Source organism: Niallia sp. FSL W8-0177 (assembly GCF_038006285.1).
GTDB lineage: Bacteria > Bacillota > Bacilli > Bacillales > Cytobacillaceae > Niallia > Niallia circulans_A.
Genome location: NZ_JBBOUX010000001.1, coordinates 2,187,645 through 2,204,457, shown reverse-complemented (window position 1 = coordinate 2,204,457; position 16,813 = coordinate 2,187,645). Strand labels below are relative to the sequence as shown.

Genomic DNA, 16,813 nt, shown 5'->3' with positions numbered 1-16,813 from the left:
AATCATTTATATAAATTACTATGTAACTGGAAAAATGCAGTATAAATAATAGACGACAATATAAATTGCTATTACAAATAAACATGGCACTTATTTATACATGCAGCTAACGAAACAGCAAAAAAAACAATCGTTTCGTGTATTTTTGTTAGGAGGGTATGAACGATGGAGAAAGAAATAAAAATCCTAGTGGTAGATGACGAAGAAAGAATTAGACGTCTTCTAAAGATGTACTTAGAAAGAGAAGAGTTTATTGTAGAAGAAGCGGAAGACGGAATGAGTGCTCTTTCTAAGGCATTAAACACAGATTATGATGTTATCTTACTCGATCTAATGATGCCTGGTAAAGATGGTATGGAGGTATGCAAGGAGCTAAGAGAAAAGAAGACTACTCCAGTAATTATGCTTACAGCCAAGGGAGAAGAAGTAAATAGAGTTCAAGGATTTGAAGTTGGAACAGACGATTATATCGTAAAGCCATTTAGTCCAAGAGAAGTTGTTCTTCGAGTAAAAGCTATATTACGTCGCTCTACTAAAACGACTTTTGAGCAAAGTGATAGTTCTTCAAAAGATGTCATCATCTTTCCGGCATTAACTATTGATCATGATGCACATCGCGTATTGGCTAGTGGAAAAGAAGTAAGTTTAACTCCAAAAGAATATGAACTGCTATATTTCTTAGCTAAGTCACCAGATAAAGTATTCGATAGAGAATTACTCTTAAAAGAAGTATGGCATTACGAATTCTTTGGTGATTTAAGAACAGTCGATACACATGTTAAACGATTAAGAGAAAAGTTAAACCGTGTATCAGAAGAAGCAGCAAGCATGATTGTGACAGTTTGGGGAGTAGGATATAAGTTTGAGGTTAACAATGGATGAAGTTTTGGCGGAGCGTAGTATTTAAGCTTTGGATTACTTTTTTATTATTGGTTTCCGTTGTATTAACGATTCTAACAATCATGCTTCTTGAGTATTTTGAGCAGTATTATACAGAGCAGACGGAAACAGAATTAACAAATACTGCGACAAAAATATCGGAAATAATGAAAGAGCATAATAATCAAATAGGATTAGAAATTGTTGGAGAACTCCTTGATCATTCGACAGGGGCCATCATCGTTTCCTCTCCAGATCAAGTTTATTATTACCCAGAGAATGGCTTGCAAGAACTTTCTTATTCTTTCATTCAGGGAAATGAAGACTTAAATAAGGTGATGACAAGCAATAAGACAGCTGTTGTAAGGACAGAATTAACAAATAAAGACAATAAACCTGAACAAGTAGCGATTGTCGGATCCCCTCTCCATGTAAATGGAGAGGATGGAGCTGTTTTTATTTATCAGTCCTTACAATCGATGAATGAATCTAAACAATCCACCGCCAAATTTATTGTGTTAGCAGCTGTTATTGCGATTATTTTAACAACGATTTTTGCTTTTTTCCTTCTAACAAGAATTACTGCTCCGTTAAGAAAGATGAGAGAGGCTGCATTTGAAGTTGCCCAAGGTAATTTTGCAACAAAGGTTCCCATCATGGCACAGGATGAAATTGGCGAACTTTCCATCGCATTTAATGAAATGGCGAAAAGATTAAACTTTAATATGAATGCCTTAAGTCAAGAAAAAGAGCAGTTAGATAATATTCTAAGTGGAATGGCAGATGGAGTGCTAACCCTTAATCGAAATGGTAGTTTATTACTTACGAATCCTCCAGCTGAGAAATTTTTGCAGCATTGGTATTATGAAAAAGGCGAATTAAGTGATATGCATGCGCAAATCCCAGAAGAACTACGTAAGTTGTTCCAGCTTGCTGTTCATACGGGTAATGAACAAATAGATGAAATCACTTTACAAGGAAGAAACTGGGTAATGATTGTCAGCCCTTTATATGATAAGAAGGATATTAGAGGAGCAATTGTCGTCATTCGCGACATGACAGAGGAACGTAAATTAGACAAGCTTCGGATTGATTTTATTGCTAATATTTCTCACGAATTAAGAACGCCAATAAGTATGTTACAAGGATACAGTGAAGCGATTGTGGATAATATTGCTGAGTCAGAAGAAGAAAAGAGAGAGATGGCTCGTATTATTTATGATGAATCATTACGAATGGGTCGTTTAGTCAATGAATTTTTAGATTTAGCCAGAATGGAAACAGGTTATCTTGAATTAAGGAAGGAAGCAATTGATTTATATCCTTTTATTAATCGCGTAGCGAGAAAGTTTAATGCTATCGCTAAAGAAAAAGAAATTACCTTTACTGTCTCTATATCGGAGGATATGGGGGAATACGAACTTGATCCAGATCGTATCGAACAAGTTCTAACCAATATTATGGATAACAGTATGCGTCATACCCCAAGTGGTGGAACAGTCTTTTTAAGAGGCAGATCGGATGATTATGGAGTGTATCTAGAAGTAGAGGATACCGGTTCTGGAATTCCAGAGGAAGATTTACCATATGTCTTTGAGCGCTTTTATAAAGCAGATAAAGCTAGAACGAGAGGTAATGCTGGGACAGGCTTGGGATTAGCTATTGTCAAAAATATTATTGATTCCCATGGCGGAGATATATCTGTTTATAGCAAATATGGGCGAGGAACGACATTTTTTATCTTTTTACCTCGAAATAAAGAAGAAAATTAGAGAATGTGCCGATTCTTCTTGATTCACAAGAAACAATTTAACATAATAGAACGTATGGGGTGTCTAAAAAAGTATTTGGCCCTGCAAGGTATTTTCCATTTTGTATGTATGAAATTGTTACATACAGATATAACTTGTGAGGTCAAATTTTTCTGGGCATCTTTTCTTGTGTTTACAGACTAATGGAATAATAGAAATTAGAATAATTACATATAACGAGTGAAACTAAATAAGTTATATTTACGACTAATATAGTGAACGGGGGAGGGAATGAGATGAACTCCGTTTTTGATGAAATCTATAATAAGTATCATCATGACGTTTTTCAATTTTTATTTTATATGGTGAACCATAAAGAAACGGCCGAAGATTTAATGCAAGAGGTCTATATTCGTGTACTTAAATCTTATCATCGCTTTGAGGGGAAAAGCTCTGAAAAAACCTGGTTATTTAGTATTGCAAGGAATGTCGCAATAGACCACTTTCGCAAACAAAAAAATTGGAAAGACCGTATCATGGATAAGTTCGACTGGTCGAAACAGCAAGTAAAAGCAGATGGATTTTTACCAGAAGAAATCACCTTGCAATCAGAAGAAGTAAAAGGTGTTTATCATGCCTTGCAATATTGTACAGTAGACCAACGGATGGTTATTGTGTTTCGGTATATTCAAGAATTATCTATTGCTGAAACAGCCAAAGCACTAGGATGGACAGAAAGCAAAGTCAAAACAACCCAGCACCGTGCCCTCAAAGCACTGCGGAGCATTTTAGAAGAGTACGATGGAGAGGAGGATTCTTATGCCGAAACAAAAGTGGAATGATGACAAAATTAAACTGGTGCTTAAACAAATGCCGTATATAAAAGATGAAAGAAGTCCAGAATTCATCTATCATACGATTCAAATGAAAAGGAAGAGAGAACGAAAATCGCGCAGATTAATGCCTGTTCTGGCCACTGTATGTACGGTTATGCTCCTGTTCATTATTAGTCAAAGCTTCTTTGATAGTAATAGAGAGGACTCCTTTAAGGGTGAAAGCAAGATGGCTGATAATTCTGCTGAAATGAAAAATAAAAGCTATGATACAGCTGAGACCGCTGAAAGTGAAAATTATGACATGGCAGACGAACAAGAAGAAAGACGAACTACTTCACTCATCCCATCGGCTATTTACGAGAATGAGGTAGGAAAGCAAGAATTATTAACGTATCCAATACCAGATAAAAATGTCCAAGTTATTGTTCCTGTCAGCATTTTAGTAGAAAATCCAAATCAGCTGTCTAGATTTGATTTGTATGTTGAAAACGTGAAGAAAGTAATAGGCGTTAACAAACAGTTAAGCAGCAATTTTCCGATTAGTCCAGAGCTGTTTGCATATGATTTAAGAGATGATTACATCGAAGTAAATGTGAAACAGGATTTTGCAAATTTTGGTTCACATTCTGAAGACTTTTTTAATACAATGGTTCAGCAGCAGTTACAAACCATTGGCGCCAAGAAAATGGAGTTTTATACAGACGGTAAACTAGGAGCAGTACTAGGAAATCGCGAAGAAACAAGTATTGATTATAAACCATTAGAGAATAGAGCATATTTTCTTTTAGAGAATGATGAATCAGATGATCAACCATTATATGTGCCTTGGGAAAAGCCATATGATACGATTGAAAATGCTTTTGATGCCATGGAAGATAATATGGAGACACATGGTTTGGCAGCTTCTATCCCTGATACTATTGATATTGATAAGGTTTCAAAAGACGAGAATAAGGGAGAACTAGTTGTTCATTTATCTAATGAAAGTAAAATGGAAGAAGACCAAAAAACATTACATGCTATTGAGTCCATTTTATTAACAGCGAAAGATTTTAAATATTCTACAGTAAAGTTTGAGAATACCAATGTTAAAGAAGTAGGTGGATTTGAGCTAACGAAAGAATTAGATGTTCCGGTTGCCGCCAATAAAGTTGATATTGAGCAATAATAAAAGAGAATCTTTTTTATTAGTACTAGTAAAGTTATATAAAAGATAATATTACAATCGTTCATTTACGTGCTTTAGCACTTTATATAGAGAAAAAACATATTAAGATAGGGTTTGACATAAGTATTTCAACAAAATAAAACTCCGAACAATTATATGTATATCCTAAAAATTCGAATAATTGTTCTGGAGTTTTATTTCATTTAAGAAAGAAAGTGTGTGGTCATCATCTGCAGACTGAATACATTTCGCTTTCCATAGGACGAGCGCCGATCCACTTCGTTATTTCGAACTACTAAAAACCTATATAATGAATAAATTTTCAGATAAATGATATATAAATAGAGATGCTTAATCATTATTTAACTTATCAGTTATATCCCACAATAGACCAACAATAACTCCTAAAAAAATAGATATTCCATATAAATGGGTCATATCAGTAGTGCTAATAATACTTAATCCAGTATGGACTACCCATCCCGCTACTCCTCCAGCGATTACACTCACAAATGTTAAGTTTCCACTTCTCCTTTTAATATTTTTTTTCAAACTGTACACTCCTTTAATAGCTTTTTCCTATTAGTATTAAGAGAATATTTGTATAACCTAAATCTCCAAAAGATTAAGAACAATTCTTTAACATTCTATTTTATTTTAACATAAATTTACAAAAAACTTGTTTGAAAATAAGAATTATATAAGAAGTGAACTTTAGTGTACTTAGTATGAATATCCATAATCAGCCATACATAAGAAAGAAAATATAAAAAATCCAATATGAGGTCTGCTAATGGTTATGTTTTTTTACGTTTCGCCTTAGACTCGCTATCCATTTTTTAGGATGTTTTAATTACCCTAGAATAAAATCAGAAAGAATGTAGACAATATATCTTGTCTCTTTCCAATTAAAATCAGCTATTGGCACATACATAAGAAAGATATGCATTTTTCTCTATGTATTCTATAGTTCTAACCTTTAACATGTACTCATAAGTTGAAAGAGAAGATTGGAGAGGGACAGATAGGAAACTTGTGTGGAGAGTATTCTATATATCTTTGCAGGCGATTAAAACATACATAGAATGCTGATAAGCGAATAGGATAGTGAGTTAAGCGCTCTTGTAAAGAAATCTTCTCTTCTTGTGGAATTCTTTATAACGATTGGTATGATATTTTATCAACCAAAAGCGAATAGATAGTATTCAACAGAACACGATCATAAATAGAATGTCGGGCACGGACAGAATAGGAGGATACCAAATGGGAGACTATATTAGGAGGATTCTTATAGCTGCTATTATGCTTTTGTTCATCAGTTTATTATTTTTAGGAGGGAAGCATTCTCAAGCACAGTCTTTCTCCTTAGCGGAACGAACAAAAACGTGGACTTGGCCCAGTGAAGGAATTATTACGGATACCTTTAATACTAGAAATGGTGCACATAAAGGAATAGATATTGCAGGAAATTTGGGAGAAGACGTTTATGCAGTTGATGAAGGAATTGTAACCAGATCTTATTATTCCCAATCTTATGGAAATGTTATTTTTGTTAAACATAAAAATGACCTTGAAACGGTCTATGCTCATTTGAATAAACGATTCGCAAAGGAAAAGCAATTGGTAAAAAAAGGAGAAGTAATCGGTGAAATGGGCAATACAGGACAGTCTTCTGGCGTTCATTTGCATTTTGAAATACATAATAAAGAGTGGACTATTGCAAAGGAAAACGCTATTAATCCATTTTTAGTTTTAGGAGAAGTAGAGGTAGGACAGACAGTGAAAATAGCTGTGGAAGAAGAGAGTGAGGCAGCCATAACAGAGCGATCCGAAAACCTTCCCCACAGACCACATGCGAACTTAGTTCACGAGGAAGAAAAGAAGTTAGAAAAAGAATACATAAGGAGAAGTATAAAGGAAATGGAAATTAATATAGAAGAAGATAACTCGGAATTATCGACGATACCCTACAAAAAAGCAAGTATTTATTTGAAAAGTAGTAAGTATCTTTTATTTTAGAAGACACAAGTGAGGATTATACATAAAAACTATATAAAGAAAGGTAAAAAAGTGAGCTTTTCTGAGTGATGAACCACGAAAAGAGTTCACAAGATACTATGTTCTAGTAATGAATAAATATAATAGTATTTTGTGAATTCTTTTTGAGTTTAAATGACAATATTTGTGAATTTATGAACAAAGTTTGAATTTATAAGCAAACTTCTTCACAAATATTTATTCTTTAGGGTATAATAACTTATGTAATAAAACAAATTAATATTGGTCTATCTTCGGGGCAGGGTGAAATTCCCGACCGACGGTGATGAGTTTGTACTCAAAGTCCGTGACCCTACTACGGTAGGTTGATTTGGTGAAATTCCAAAACCGACAGTAAAGTCTGGATGGGAGAAGATGGAGGTTCTGCAATCGTTCAAATTATCTATTAAGAACGTTTATTAAGTTTGCGTACCTTTAATTACTCCCTCAAGTCTCTAGAGCTTGAGGGTTTTTTATTTGGTGCATTCCTAATAAATTGCTGAATCTTTCTTCTTAGGTAGATGGATCCTAATTAGAAGGAGAGAAGAAAATGAAGAAAAAAATGAATGTAAGAAAGTATGTTTTAATTGGGATGATGAGTAGTTTAGCATATGTGCTAATGATGCTCAAATTTCCGATCCCACCTTTTCCAAGTTATTTAAAAGTTGATTTTAGCGATATTCCAGCTTTAGTTGCTGCACTTATTTTAGGTCCAGGGGCTGGAATATTAGTTGAGTTGATTAAAAATATATTAGATTATTTAATAACCGGAAGTGATACTGGAATTCCTGTTGGTCATTTCGCGAATTTTATCGCTGGAATTTCTTTCATCTTACCGACTTATTTTATGTATAATGCAATTAAATCCAAAAAAGGAATGGCTATCGGCTTAGCCCTTAGTATTATCATAATGACAGGATTATTAAGTTTGTTTAATTACTTTATTATGTTGCCATTCTATAATACATTAATGAAAATACCGACTGATACAACTTTATTAAAACAAACGGTTCTTTCAGCGATTATTCCATTCAATTTGTTAAAAGGAGTAATCATTTCTATCATTTTTGCATTAGTATTTTCAAAAATGGGTGTATGGATTAATAAACAAATCCCTTCCAGAAATGTTTAATCAAGAAAAACAGTTCAGTGTCTATCTGAACTGTTTTTTTTTATGGCTCGAACCGTTAAATATAAAAGAACAGAAAGGAATTATTATCCCTTTCTGTTCTGTGTATGATAAAGAGCACTATTCGAATTTAAGAGGATCTCCATCAAAGGATTCGTCGCTCACTTTAATCGAATCTGTCGGACAACCTTCAAAAGCATCTAACATATCATCTAATAATACTTCAGGTACTTCCACTGTTCCTTGATTATCATCTAACATAACGAAAGCAATCCCTTCGTCATCGTAGTCATAAATATCAGGTGCCGCTGCTCCGCAAGCTCCACATGCAATACATGTGTCTTTATCAACAATTGTATATTTTGCCATGAGTAAAAAAACCTCCAGTGTTATTCATACGGAGTATATACATGACTAGCATACTCCTTACTATTATCTTATTGTAAGACTGAATCTTTAACTTTTCAATATAAAAGAAAGATAAAAAGTAGAAAATAAGAACTACCTTTCTTAAAATAGTCAAAAATTCAAACGCTTCCCAATGTATTTAAAGTCCTTTTCATTGAAAAATATGTGAAGGATGTGTTATCAAATTACACTATAAAATAAAATTCATGGTAAAATATAAGAAATGTTACAAACAAATTTCAACAAAATTTGTCAAACTGAAGGAAGATGAAAATATGTCCTTTTTTAAAATGCTCATTTTAAAGTGTCTATATAAAATGAATGGAGAAAGAACTATTTACTCTATTCTTCATATATTAAATGGAAAAAAGTCATCCCAAACCATCCAAGATATCCATATTTTTCAGCTGACCTCCCTATTTCAGTCATTCCCTTTATTAACAAGAGAGCAACTGGATCAAATAATCTATACTTTACATAAGGAAGAATGGCTGGAAAAAACAGGAGAAAATCATTATTTTGTTAAAAATGATAGAAAGCTAGAATTAGAAGTATTACTGAAGGAAAATCCATTTCCTAGATATTTGAAAGGCTGGAGATATCATTCAGTAACTGGGCCATATTGGCAAAGACTTTCTTTATTTGTACAAGTTACTTCTCACTTATCGAAAAAAAGTAATCACTATATGCCGATACAAAGAAATCCTGCAACACAACTATGGTTGAAGGATACTTTATATACTATGTCGTCTATAGATAGAAGTAAAATGAATCACTATCTCTACCAAGAAATAGTTAACTGTCTGGAAGAGAGTGAATTAGATCCTTTACTTCTTATTATCCGACTAACCGGAAGTGATAGAATAGGTCTAACTTCAGAGCAAGCAGCAATAGAATTGGAACTAGATCCTTACTATTATCAGTTATCTTTCCTTGCTATTCTTCATTACATGATAGAAAAAATTCTATCTGATAAGGGGGAGTTTCCACTGTTAAGTCAAATGATTAAGGAAGGTAAGAAACCATTTACACTTACGGAGTCAACGGCTAAAACATTTAATTTAATTCAAAAGGGGTTAAGTATCGAGCAAATTGTTCGCGTGAGAAATTTAAAACAAAGTACAATTGAAGATCATATTATTGAAATACTGTTGAATGTGCCTAACTTTCCTATGGCTAATTTAGTGAGCAGTGAGAATATAACAAAAATCAAAGCATGTATGGAACAATCGCCTTCTAAATCTTTAAAGGTAATTAAGCAGCAATTAGCAGATGTTTCCTACTTTGAAATACGTGCAGTGATGGCAGGATACGGTGATTTTTCATGAATTTAGAAGCAATCTTAAAAAAGTACTATCAGTTAAGTGCTTTTCGAGGTGGGCAAAAAGAAACGATAGAATCCATTCTTAACAAGAGGCACACATTAGCGATGCTGCCAACAGGGACAGGAAAGTCTTTGTGTTATCAATTAGCTGGCAAGCTTTTGGAGGGAACGGTAATTATTATTTCTCCTCTCTTGTCACTCATGCAGGATCAAGTGGAGCAAATGAAAATGAAAGGGGAAAAAAGAGTCGTTGCTTTAAATTCCTTTTTGAACCCGACAGAAAAGAATAAAGTATTACGCCAAATTAAGCAATATAAGTATATCTTTATATCCCCAGAAATGATTTCATTTCCACATATCATTGACCAGCTGCAAAAAATGGAAATTAGTCTATTCGTTATTGATGAAGCCCATTGTATTTCCCAGTGGGGATACGATTTTCGACCAGATTATCAAAAATTAGGGGAGATTCGACAAAAATTAAATAATCCCTTAACTTTAGCTCTAACCGCAACAGCAACGGAAGCAGTTCGTGAGGATATTATAAAGTCCTTACATCTAGAAATGGTAGAAGAAATCATTTATTCTGTCGATCGAGCAAATATTGCTATAAATATAGAAGAAGTCTCACACGTTCAAGAAAAAGTGGACAAGCTTTTAGAATATATTAAAAGGCTTGATGGGCAAGGAATTGTGTATTTCTCTAGCAAAAAGCTAGCTGAACAAACAGTAGCTTTTTTAAAAGAGAAATCTTCCAAACGAATAATGGCATACCATGGCGGGATGACACAAGAAGATCGTATTCTTGTTCAACAGCAATTCCTAGCAGGACAATTAGATGTTATTTGTGCAACAAGCGCCTTTGGGATGGGGATTAATAAGGAAGATATTCGTTTTATTATTCACTATCATCTGCCAACACAATTAGAATCCTACCTTCAGGAAATAGGCAGAGCTGGTAGAGATGGCAATCCGAGTGTTTCCATCATCCTGTATACTCCAGGCGATGAGTGGATTGCTTATCAGTTAATTGAATCGGAATTGGCAGATGAATTACAAATCAATCAGTGGAAAGCACGCTTAAAAAATTTCCCTTCATTTGAAGCATGGCAGAAAAAAGAGGGATATCAATTAGAAATGCTATTTACCGAGACCCAATGGCGCGTGTTGGAGTCTTATATTGAACCGAATAATAAAACGGTCTCCGAGCTATTGCATTCTCTAAAATTATATAATGATTTTAGAGAAAATCGGGTAAATGAAAAAAGACGTAAAGTGCAAGACCTAATGGAATGGCTACACTCTATATCTTGCCGGAGAAGGTATATATTAGAGTATTTCGGAGAAAAGTACGAAAGCAAAGAAAATGAAAATTGCTGTGATAGATGTGGAATAGAGTTATCCAATTTCTATCATAAAAAAAGCATGGAGGATGACGAGGTACTAGTGGATTGGAAGAGTCAGCTGGCATTTATTTTAAATATAAAAAAGTAGGATATATAAATGAATAAAGCAAAATATACGGCCCTAATTAATCAATTGTCAGACCGAGACTTAATAAAAAATGTGTTTATAACACAATTTATTCTCCTTATTGTCGCTTTCATACTGTATACTTTTATTTTTCAATCGAAACCTCCGTTAACAACAGTATTTAAGTATGAACAGACAGATTTTATCATTGGTTTAATAGCAGGATTAGCAATAACAGGAATAGATATATTCTTGATGATACGATTTTCTAAACATTACCACGATGATGGTGGCGTGAATAAGCGAGTCTTTCAAAATAGGAATCCTTTTCATATTGCATTCATAGCATTAATGGTAGCATTTAGTGAAGAAATACTATTTAGAGGAGTAATCCAGACGAATTTAGGACTGCTGCTAAGTTGTCTCCTTTTTGCTATGATGCATTACCGCTATTTATTTAATCCTTTTTTATTTATGAATGTCATATTGGTAAGTTTTGTTATCGGTATCTTATTTGAAGTAACAGAAAATCTCTGGGTGACAGTGATTATGCATTTTCTTATTGATTTCCTACTCGGTTGTATTATTCGATTTAAATTATTTCAAAAGAGTTGAGTATATCAAGGGAAATGTCTATGGAATAACCGCTCCTTTTAGTTGGGGATTTTATGGGGAATTGTAAGGATGGGATGTTTATGAAAAAAGAGGATCCATATAGAGTTCAGGCAGAATTACAGAAACAAAGATTAAAGAAAGTGACAAGTGATGAAGAAGTACCAGTTACAGAGGAAAGAGAAGAATCTTCCCTCCCATCAAGAAGTACTGTTCACAAAAATAAGAAGAAAAAAATAAAGATACCAATTATTAGCTTGTTAGCATTTTTATTTATTTTACTACCAGTAGCTTTATTATTAATATTAAATGGTAAAGATATTTCCAATCTTTTATCAACAGAGAATACTTCAGGAGTATTTGAAAATGTAAATATTCAAAAAGGGTACTCACCTAATAATAAAACAACACCTGACGATAGTGACAATAATCAAGACGAACTTGTAATTGAAAGTAATTCAACAGTGAAAAAAGAAGAAATTCCTGCAGATAAATTCAAAGAAAAAGCTGATGAAAATGTAAAAGAAAAAGAAAAGAAAAAAGAAGCAGAGAAACAAAAAGAGCAAAAAGAACAAAAAGAACAAAAAGAACAAAAAGAAGAAAAGCAACGTTCAGAGAAAAAGGTAGAAAATGAGCCGAAGCAAAAAGAAGAGGAATCAAGTCAAACAAATCCTAATGAAAAAATTGTGTACCATACGGTTGCAAAGGGTGAAAATTTATATCGAATAGCTTTAAAATATTATCCCAATGGAGATGGTATGGGGAAAATCAAAGCAGCCAATAATATGACAACAGATCAAGTGCAATTAGGGCAAACGCTAAAAATTATCATGGAACCATAATAACTTATTCTAACTTGTCCTTCCTCCACATATAGTTAAGTAAAGGTGTTGGAATTATTGTTTATACATACAACGCTTGGTAAATCAGACTTGATGTGCTATTTAAAGGAGGAAGTGACTTTGGAACGATCAATCTTCCCTGAAAGATATGATTTGGATGGAACGACGAAAAAGGTTCTCCTAAAAATCATTGAGAAAAAGAAAAAATATGATAAATTAAAAAATCGGCATTTGTTTATTATGTGGTTTACTATTTTTGCGTCATTTTGTTATTTTATTTGGTTGTATAAACATATAGCTATCCCATATTCTCATTCATTTGCAGTCATGTTTTCTGTATATGTAGAAGAGAGTGCAAATTTATATCTCTTATTTCTGTTGATTGGAGCATTTGGGTATATGAATGTCATGAGACAAAAAAGAGACAAAGCAGAAAAAGAATACCATGACTTACGCTGTGAATTTATTGATAAAAGCAAAGATTTATTCGGAAATAGTGAGACTTGGAATGTTCGGCATGAAATTTATAATACAATCAAAGAATCATATGACATTAATTTATTCCATCAAGCGAAGTGACAATTAGTTAGGTGGGAAGATTACATATCCTCTTACTTGTTTAAATATCTGCTTTATATCTTATATCTATAAGTAGTTAAGTTGAAAAAAGCGGAAATATAATTAAATAGATAATACTCAGTTCCAGCACAAAAAATAATTATTAGGAAAAACGGAGCAGACTAAAATACACGTAGACTCTTATGGGAGCTTGCGAGAAAGTCCCCGCAGGAACGCAGAGGAAAATTGGCGCTCGTCTCTTGGAAAGCGAAGTGTATTCAGTCTGCTTATAATGACTATATGAATAAAAAGTTGAAACAGTCATACGAAATATTGTTGGTATATCTAAGCATTTCTCTCTGAATGGAAAACTTGTGACCCTGCACTGTATTTATATAAAGAAAACACTAAAATATCTTCCGTTGGGCACGATCTTCTTTAATAATTTCTACTGCTTCTCTAAATCGTTGCGAGTGGACGATTTCTCTTTGTCTTAGAAAACGAAGGCTATCATTTAAATCTGTGTCATCACTCATATTAATAATCCATTGATAAGTAGCTCTCGCCTTTTCTTCAGCTGCTATATCTTCATACAGATCTGCGATGGGATCTCCTTTAGCTTGTATGTACGTTGCTGTCCAAGGATTTCCAGCAGCATCATGGTAGAATAAGGCGTGGTCATGATTGACATAATGGTCACCAAGTCCAGCAGCTTTTAGCTGATCTGGAGTGGCATCTTTTGTCAGTTTATAGATCATAGTCGCAATCATTTCTAAATGAGCAAATTCTTCTGTTCCTATATCTGTTAATAACCCAATAACCCGATCAGGTATGGAGTACCGCTGATTTAAGTATCTTAATGCTGCTGCTAGTTCTCCGTCTGCCCCGCCATATTGCTCAATCAAAAATCTAGCAAGCATAGGATTACAAGTACTTACTTTAACAGGATATTGTAATTTTTTTTCGTATATCCACATATGGTTTCATTCTCCTTTATCGCAAAATTATTTAGAAACATATTTTTTATACTTGCCAAGGCCAAGGAGCAGCATCCCAATCCCATGGGGAACCAGATGGGCTATTTCCAAATTGTAATAAAGGGCCAAAATTATTTTCATATATTTTTTTGAATTTTTCTCTTTCTTTTACATAATGGTTAAATTGATTTATGGCATCTTGATCATAATGATGAGTATCTAAATATAAAGTAAGTTCAACTAATACAAAGTCTACAGCTTGAAGCTGTTCTAATAATTGATAATATTCTGGTGGCAACTGCTTCATTGACTTTTCACTCCCTTTTCGTTTTTTCATATGGGCTGAAGTATGGGTCATAAAATGCCTTCCATAAGGTTCCTGCTTTTAATGCTTCCATAGGACTAAATTGGGGCAGATGTGGTGGCTGAAAACCTAAAAATAAATTAGGCGGTGTGGAAAAAACCTTTGTTTTTATGGGGGGGCAAGGATCAAATGGACTGATATAAGGGTGATATTCTCTATAAAATGAAGACATAGAATTCCCTCCTTTTTTTTAATTTACTTTACATCTTATGTTGAAAGATTTAGTTACATGCTTGCTTTTAATAAAGCAGTAAATTGGTTTTGGTTTAAGTATGAATAGATGAAGGGAAGGAAAAAGAGAAGCTGTAATTCTTGAGTAAATAACTTATCATTCGGAGCTGTATAGATGGGAAGTGAATATAGAAAAATTTTCTTGAAAATGGTATTTCATGTAAGAGATGTATTAAAATATAAACATTATCCTTATTCAGATGGAGAAAGTTAGGGGGACTTTATGATATATGTACTTGTTGGATTTGTTTTGCTTGTTTTGGTAGGGATTGCTTTAATTTTACATATGAGAAAAATGGCAAATGAGAACCATGTTAAATATGAAATGTTTTATTTTCCTAATTTCCCTGCTTCCTTCCGCGAAATCACTCTTTTCTTTATTTCAGATATTCATAGAAGATCAATTGATGATTCTGTTATTAACGAGGCGGTGAATGTAGCTGAGATAGTGATAATAGGTGGAGATCTTTTAGAGAAGGGAGTACAGTTGGAGAAGACACGTGACAATTTGCGGAAGTTAAAAAAAATCGGGCCTGTTTATTTTGTCTGGGGAAATAATGACTATGAGATAGACCGAGATGTTTTGGAGACTTTATTAATAGATGAAGGTATTATTTTATTGAATAATAAAGCAATAACTTTTCAATCTGCAGATGGGGAAAGCTGGTCCTTAGTCGGTATCGAAGATTATTCATTAGAATATGATGATTTAGAAAAAGCGTTAGAGGAAGTGGAGGATAGTGATTTTAAAATATTAGTCAGTCACAATCCGAAAATAGTGGAAAAGATGGAAGAGAATGAGCAGATTTCCTTAGTGTTAAGTGGCGATACCCATGGTGGCCAAATTCGAATTTTGGGATTTGGTCCATACGAATTAGGAGGAACGAAAGTAATTGGAAATACAACTATATTTGTCAGTAATGGATATGGCACGACAAGCATTCCATTAAGGCTCGGCGCACATCCAGAAACACATATTATCAAAATTCAACATAAACAAATGGATAAATAAATTTCCAACATGGATGATGATTTGGCCAACATTTCTTTTTGAATGCTTGGCTTTTATATATCATCCTCCACTTTGTAATATTACTCACCGATTCCTGCTTTCTTTCATAAACTGAACTAAGAGTTTTTTCAAGGAGCAGGCAGGAGGCGTAGTCATGCGTTTGGAGAGATTAAATAGCAACAGAATTAAAATCCATCTGACCACAGATGATTTGTATGAACGTGGATTGACCAAGGAAGATATATGGAAAGACTCGATAAAGTGGCAGTATTTTTTTCATGAAATGTTAGAAGAAGCAAATGACATATTTGATATGGAGATACACGGATCGGTAGCAGTTGAGATATTTTCCATGAAAGCACAAGGAATGGTAATGATCTTAACAATAAGTGAAAATGAATTGGATACGGAAGAATTATTATCAGAGGGCTTTTTAGAGATGCAAGTGACGGTAGAAGAAACAGTGGATATATTATATGAGTTTACTGATATAGAATATGTAATTGATGCGGTAAAACAGTTAGAGCAAAATAATTTTAAGGGTGGTTCTTTATATAATTTAAATGAAAGGTATTATTTATGTTTTGTCGATATTTCTTCATTTAAGGAAGAACAAATTATCGCTATTCTAAGTGAATTTGGAGAAGCGAGTTTAAAAAGTATATATGTTATTGAAGAATATGGGAATGTCATCAAAAAGGATAATGCCATTGAAACATTAGTACATTTTTTTTAATCAGCCATTTTCAAGGTAGAACAATTCCAATTTTTGAAGTTAATCTCAGATAACGGGGATATAGGAACTTCGACGGAGTTTGGAATTATCTATCTTTTTTTGTGTGTTTAAAGGGGATTTTGTACATAAAAATTTCTTAGTTGATGATTGGTAAAACTTGTTGAAAGTGTTAAAATGGAATGGGGAAGATACATAATAGTATTTCACCACTAGATTTTTGTTTAGCCTCAGGAAAAGCTGTATGGGAAAGTGTAGAAGAAAAAGGAATTAATGATAATTAAATGAGGGTGAGGTAGGACAAAGAATCGTTTAATTGAATATACTGATACTAGCAATGGGGAAAAAACAGTTTATCACAGTAAAAAAAGAATATATTATGGAATGAAAGCCTTCTGAAAGGAAGGGATTCGTATAAATCTAAATAAGTAAATAAATGATCTTGCATAATGTAAGTAAAAGTGTATACTGTGCTTAGA

18 protein-coding genes and 1 riboswitch are annotated in these 16,813 nt (G+C 33.4%); of the genes, 13 read left to right on the top strand and 5 right to left on the bottom strand.

Translation table 11 applies throughout. The annotated features are described in order from the left end of the window. Window positions 1–165 precede the first annotated feature (165 nt). The 4 genes from NST77_RS10875 (at window position 166) to NST77_RS10860 (ending at window position 4,634) form a co-directional block, all read left to right on the top strand. A complete protein-coding gene (locus NST77_RS10875) occupies window positions 166–882 on the top strand; it encodes a response regulator transcription factor (protein WP_095331777.1) in 717 nt (238 codons plus the stop codon). Beyond that, window positions 879–2,651 carry an ATP-binding protein gene (locus NST77_RS10870; RefSeq protein WP_095331779.1) on the top strand — a complete coding sequence of 591 codons (1,773 nt, stop codon included), beginning with the start codon at window positions 879–881 and terminating at the stop codon, window positions 2,649–2,651. The genes NST77_RS10875 and NST77_RS10870 overlap by 4 nt, the downstream gene beginning before the upstream one ends. 275 nt (window positions 2,652–2,926) lie before the next feature. After that, window positions 2,927–3,472, top strand: a complete 546-nt coding sequence (sigX, locus tag NST77_RS10865) for an RNA polymerase sigma factor SigX (protein ID WP_095331781.1) — start codon at window positions 2,927–2,929, stop codon at window positions 3,470–3,472. Next, window positions 3,450–4,634 carry a GerMN domain-containing protein gene (locus tag NST77_RS10860; protein ID WP_095331783.1) on the top strand — a complete coding sequence of 395 codons (1,185 nt, stop codon included), beginning with the start codon at window positions 3,450–3,452 and terminating at the stop codon, window positions 4,632–4,634. The genes sigX and NST77_RS10860 overlap by 23 nt, the downstream gene beginning before the upstream one ends. 351 nt (window positions 4,635–4,985) lie before the next feature. On the opposite strand, the gene NST77_RS10855 is transcribed toward NST77_RS10860, so the two are convergent. After that, entirely contained in the window at window positions 4,986–5,144 is a 159-nt protein-coding gene (locus tag NST77_RS10855) for a hypothetical protein (RefSeq protein ID WP_249878322.1), read from the bottom strand. Window positions 5,145–5,897: 753 nt separating this feature from the next. Between NST77_RS10855 and NST77_RS10850 the strand changes: the two genes are divergently transcribed. Then, the gene (locus tag NST77_RS10850; protein ID WP_163186156.1) at window positions 5,898–6,653 is read left to right on the top strand and encodes a peptidoglycan DD-metalloendopeptidase family protein; all 756 of its coding nucleotides are present in this window, start codon (window positions 5,898–5,900) and stop codon (window positions 6,651–6,653) included. A gap of 264 nt (window positions 6,654–6,917) precedes the next feature. Next, a riboswitch (FMN riboswitch) is annotated at window positions 6,918–7,052 on the top strand. A gap of 169 nt (window positions 7,053–7,221) precedes the next feature. Continuing rightward, window positions 7,222–7,803: an ECF transporter S component gene (locus NST77_RS10845; protein WP_047940335.1), complete on the top strand. Its 582-nt coding sequence runs from the start codon at window positions 7,222–7,224 to the stop codon at window positions 7,801–7,803. A 117-nt stretch (window positions 7,804–7,920) separates the two neighbouring features. Here NST77_RS10845 and NST77_RS10840 read toward each other — a convergent pair whose 3' ends face one another. After that, window positions 7,921–8,169 (bottom strand): ferredoxin, encoded by a 249-nt coding sequence (locus NST77_RS10840; RefSeq protein WP_047940337.1) that lies wholly within the window; start codon window positions 8,167–8,169, stop codon window positions 7,921–7,923. A gap of 329 nt (window positions 8,170–8,498) precedes the next feature. On the opposite strand from NST77_RS10840, the gene NST77_RS10835 reads away from it, so the two are divergent. From NST77_RS10835 to NST77_RS10815, 5 genes are all read left to right on the top strand, one after another. Next, window positions 8,499–9,536, top strand: a complete 1,038-nt coding sequence (locus NST77_RS10835; RefSeq protein WP_204259855.1) for a helix-turn-helix domain-containing protein — start codon at window positions 8,499–8,501, stop codon at window positions 9,534–9,536. Beyond that, window positions 9,533–11,026: a RecQ family ATP-dependent DNA helicase gene (locus NST77_RS10830; RefSeq protein WP_341122968.1), complete on the top strand. Its 1,494-nt coding sequence runs from the start codon at window positions 9,533–9,535 to the stop codon at window positions 11,024–11,026. Before NST77_RS10835 ends, NST77_RS10830 begins: the two co-directional genes overlap by 4 nt. Window positions 11,027–11,035: 9 nt before the next feature. Continuing rightward, on the top strand, window positions 11,036–11,620 hold the full coding sequence (locus tag NST77_RS10825; protein WP_163186162.1) for a CPBP family intramembrane glutamic endopeptidase: 585 nt from the start codon (window positions 11,036–11,038) through the stop codon (window positions 11,618–11,620). A gap of 80 nt (window positions 11,621–11,700) precedes the next feature. Continuing rightward, on the top strand, window positions 11,701–12,459 hold the full coding sequence (locus NST77_RS10820; RefSeq protein WP_164463643.1) for a LysM peptidoglycan-binding domain-containing protein: 759 nt from the start codon (window positions 11,701–11,703) through the stop codon (window positions 12,457–12,459). 120 nt (window positions 12,460–12,579) lie between these two features. Then, window positions 12,580–13,038, top strand: coding sequence for a DUF2663 family protein (locus NST77_RS10815; RefSeq protein ID WP_123257853.1), 459 nt, complete (start codon window positions 12,580–12,582; stop codon window positions 13,036–13,038). 386 nt (window positions 13,039–13,424) lie between these two features. Here NST77_RS10815 and NST77_RS10810 read toward each other — a convergent pair whose 3' ends face one another. The 3 genes from NST77_RS10810 to NST77_RS10800 are packed head-to-tail and all read right to left on the bottom strand — an operon-like array spanning window position 13,425 to window position 14,530. After that, window positions 13,425–13,994 carry a manganese catalase family protein gene (locus tag NST77_RS10810; protein ID WP_095331797.1) on the bottom strand — a complete coding sequence of 190 codons (570 nt, stop codon included), beginning with the start codon at window positions 13,992–13,994 and terminating at the stop codon, window positions 13,425–13,427. A 46-nt stretch (window positions 13,995–14,040) separates the two neighbouring features. Continuing rightward, window positions 14,041–14,301, bottom strand: coding sequence for a spore coat protein CotJB (locus NST77_RS10805; protein WP_047940343.1), 261 nt, complete (start codon window positions 14,299–14,301; stop codon window positions 14,041–14,043). A 7-nt stretch (window positions 14,302–14,308) separates the two neighbouring features. After that, a complete protein-coding gene (locus NST77_RS10800) occupies window positions 14,309–14,530 on the bottom strand; it encodes a spore coat associated protein CotJA (protein ID WP_095331799.1) in 222 nt (73 codons plus the stop codon). 282 nt (window positions 14,531–14,812) lie between these two features. On the opposite strand from NST77_RS10800, the gene NST77_RS10795 reads away from it, so the two are divergent. Further along, the gene (locus NST77_RS10795) at window positions 14,813–15,601 is read left to right on the top strand and encodes a metallophosphoesterase (protein ID WP_341122967.1); all 789 of its coding nucleotides are present in this window, start codon (window positions 14,813–14,815) and stop codon (window positions 15,599–15,601) included. A gap of 154 nt (window positions 15,602–15,755) precedes the next feature. Then, complete coding sequence (locus tag NST77_RS10790; protein ID WP_095331803.1) at window positions 15,756–16,337, top strand: adaptor protein MecA; 582 nt, start codon at window positions 15,756–15,758, stop codon at window positions 16,335–16,337. Window positions 16,338–16,813 lie beyond the last annotated feature (476 nt).